Annotated in this window: 3 protein-coding genes; all 3 read left to right on the top strand. The window is 63.9% G+C overall.

All coding sequences use genetic code 11. The features are described 5' to 3' along the window. Nucleotides 1-261 precede the first annotated feature (261 nt). The 3 genes from WA702_RS02190 to sdhD all read left to right on the top strand — a co-directional run bounded on the left by WA702_RS02190 (nucleotide 262) and on the right by sdhD (nucleotide 2,214). Nucleotides 262-1,224, top strand: coding sequence for a LysR family transcriptional regulator (locus WA702_RS02190; protein ID WP_425108882.1), 963 nt, complete (start codon nucleotides 262-264; stop codon nucleotides 1,222-1,224). A 193-nt stretch (nucleotides 1,225-1,417) separates the two neighbouring features. Beyond that, entirely contained in the window at nucleotides 1,418-1,816 is a 399-nt protein-coding gene (sdhC, locus tag WA702_RS02185; RefSeq protein WP_407157482.1) for a succinate dehydrogenase, cytochrome b556 subunit, read from the top strand. Between the two features lie 23 nt (nucleotides 1,817-1,839). Further along, a complete protein-coding gene (sdhD, locus tag WA702_RS02180) occupies nucleotides 1,840-2,214 on the top strand; it encodes a succinate dehydrogenase, hydrophobic membrane anchor protein (RefSeq protein WP_425108883.1) in 375 nt (124 codons plus the stop codon). Nucleotides 2,215-2,230: the final 16 nt, after the last annotated feature.

Raw genomic sequence — 2,230 nt, 5'->3', positions numbered from 1 at the left:
TCATAGAGCACCGGCACCAGGATGGCGCCGCCGCCGATGCCGAAGATGCCGGCCAGAAAGCCCGAGAGCGCACCGACCAGCACCAGCAGGCCCATGAGCTCGACGAGCTCCGTCACGTCGATGCCGTTGAACATGTTGGACGCGCCCCCGCTGTCAGCACCGGATCATATTGAGCTACCCCGCAATGTAGACACGTTCCGCGACCGGGAGTAAGCGACGTCTCCGGTCAGCTCTGTTGCGTATGGCGGACGGGTCGGGCTCATGGATCATCTCGCGGCGATGACCACATTCGTCCGGGTCGTGGAAGCCGGCAGCCTGTCCGCCGCGGCGCGAGCGATCCCGGCCTCGCTCACCGCAGTGAGCCGGCAGATCGCTGCACTGGAAGCGCATTACGGCATGCCGCTCCTGCTGCGCACGACGCGGCAGATGGCGCTGACCGATGCGGGGCAACTGCTCTACAACAGCGCCAAGGCGGTCATCGCCGAGCTCCGGGATGTCGAGCTCACACTTAGCTCGCGTGAATCACAACCGTCGGGGCGGCTGCGCATCAGCGCGCCGAGCCTGATGGGGCGCCTGCTGATCGCACCTCTGTTGCCGGATTTCCTGCGGCTGTATCCGTCGGTGTCGGTCGACCTGCTGCTGGTCGATCGGCCGGTCAAGATGCTCGAGGAGGACATCCACGCCGCGCTGCGGATCGGGCGGCTCCCGGATTCGCAACTCATCGCGCGAAGACTCGCCGAGCTCTCCATGGTCGTCTGTGCCGCGCCGAGCTATCTGCAGCGCCGCGGCGCGCCCGCAACGCCGGCCGACCTCACCGAGCACGACTGCCTGTTGTTCTCCGACCCGCCCGGCGCCGGCGAATGGCGCTTCCGCATGCCTGACGGCGCGAGCACGACGATGCGTCTGGCAGGCCGGCTGTGGATCAACAGTCTGGATGCGCTGGTGGGCGCGGCGATCGACGGTACTGGTCTGGTGCGCGTGCCATCCTGGCAGGTCGCGGACGACATGGCAGCTGGGCGACTGACGCGCGTGCTGCCGGATTTCGAGATGCCGGCCAGCGCGGTGCACATAGTGATGCTGCCGGCGCGGCTCGGATCACCGCGGACGCGCGCCTTCGTCGACTTTCTCGCCGCACATTGGAGGAGTAATAAGTCGCTGCGCGCGCTGGCCGTTTCGGAGTTCGCGTTACAAGAACCGAATATCCATTCGTTTGTAGGACGCTGACAATGCTCTGGTATACCACGGCAAGCATTGGCTCTTTTGCCCTGGGCGCGATAGGACTGAACCGCGGTTCGATTTTCAGGCATTTGATCGTTGCGCTGCCTGTTCCTTCTCCGTAAATAAGAGGCACATCTCGCGATCCACGTGCTGCAAGCCTGAAACGGGCTCCAGCCCCAAGAACATGTCAAAACAGCCAATGACCGTCAGGATCGAACGCCCGCTTTCCCCGCACATTCAAACCTACCGCTGGACGCTGACGATGATCTTGTCGATCGTCCACCGCGCCACCGGAATTGCACTTTATTTCGGGACCTTGCTGCTCGCCTGGTGGCTGATCGCCGCCGCCTCCGGTCCCAGCGCTTACGCCAATGTGCAGGCCTTCACCTCTAGCATCATCGGCCGGCTGATCGTGTTCGGCTACACCTGGGCGCTGCTGCATCATCTGCTCTCCGGCATCCGCCACTTCGTCTGGGACCTCGGCTACGGCTTCAAGCCGAATGAGCGCGAGGCCCTGACCTGGGGCGCGCTGATCGGCGGCATCTGCCTGACCATCCTGGTCTGGATCGTGGCTTATGCGGTGGGAGGCGGACGATGAGCGGAGAGACCAGGCTGAAATCGATGCGCACCCCGCTCGGCCGCGTCCGCAACCTCGGCGCCGCCCATTCCGGCACCGGCGACTTCTGGCGCCAGCGCATCACTGCCGTGGCGATGACGCTGCTGATCGTCCCGGTGCTGGTGGTGGTGTTCATGCTGCTCGGCCGCAACCAGGCCGGCGCCGCGCAGATCCTAGGTTCGCTGCCGATCGCGCTGATTATGCTGCTCTTCGTCATCACCAGTGCCTGGCACATGAAGATCGGCATGCAGGTGGTGATCGAGGACTATGTCCATGGCGAGCGGCTGAAGCTGGTCTCGATCATGGCGAACAATTTCTTTTGCGTGACCGTGGCGCTCGCCTCGATCTACGCCATCTTAAAATTATCATCCGGAGTGTAGTTCATGGCCGGCGATA

Origin of the sequence: Bradyrhizobium sp. (assembly GCF_049798375.1) — a bacterium.
GTDB lineage: Bacteria > Pseudomonadota > Alphaproteobacteria > Rhizobiales > Xanthobacteraceae > Bradyrhizobium.
Note: the sequence above shows the minus strand (reverse complement) of the source record. Positions and strands in the feature narration are given on the sequence as shown.

Coding starts and splice junctions, on each gene's coding strand:
- WA702_RS02190 (WP_425108882.1), top strand. CDS start 262: ATGGATCATCTCGCGGCGATGACCACATTCGTCCGGGTCGTGGAAGCC.
- sdhC (WP_407157482.1), top strand. CDS start 1,418: ATGACCGTCAGGATCGAACGCCCGCTTTCCCCGCACATTCAAACCTAC.
- sdhD (WP_425108883.1), top strand. CDS start 1,840: ATGCGCACCCCGCTCGGCCGCGTCCGCAACCTCGGCGCCGCCCATTCC.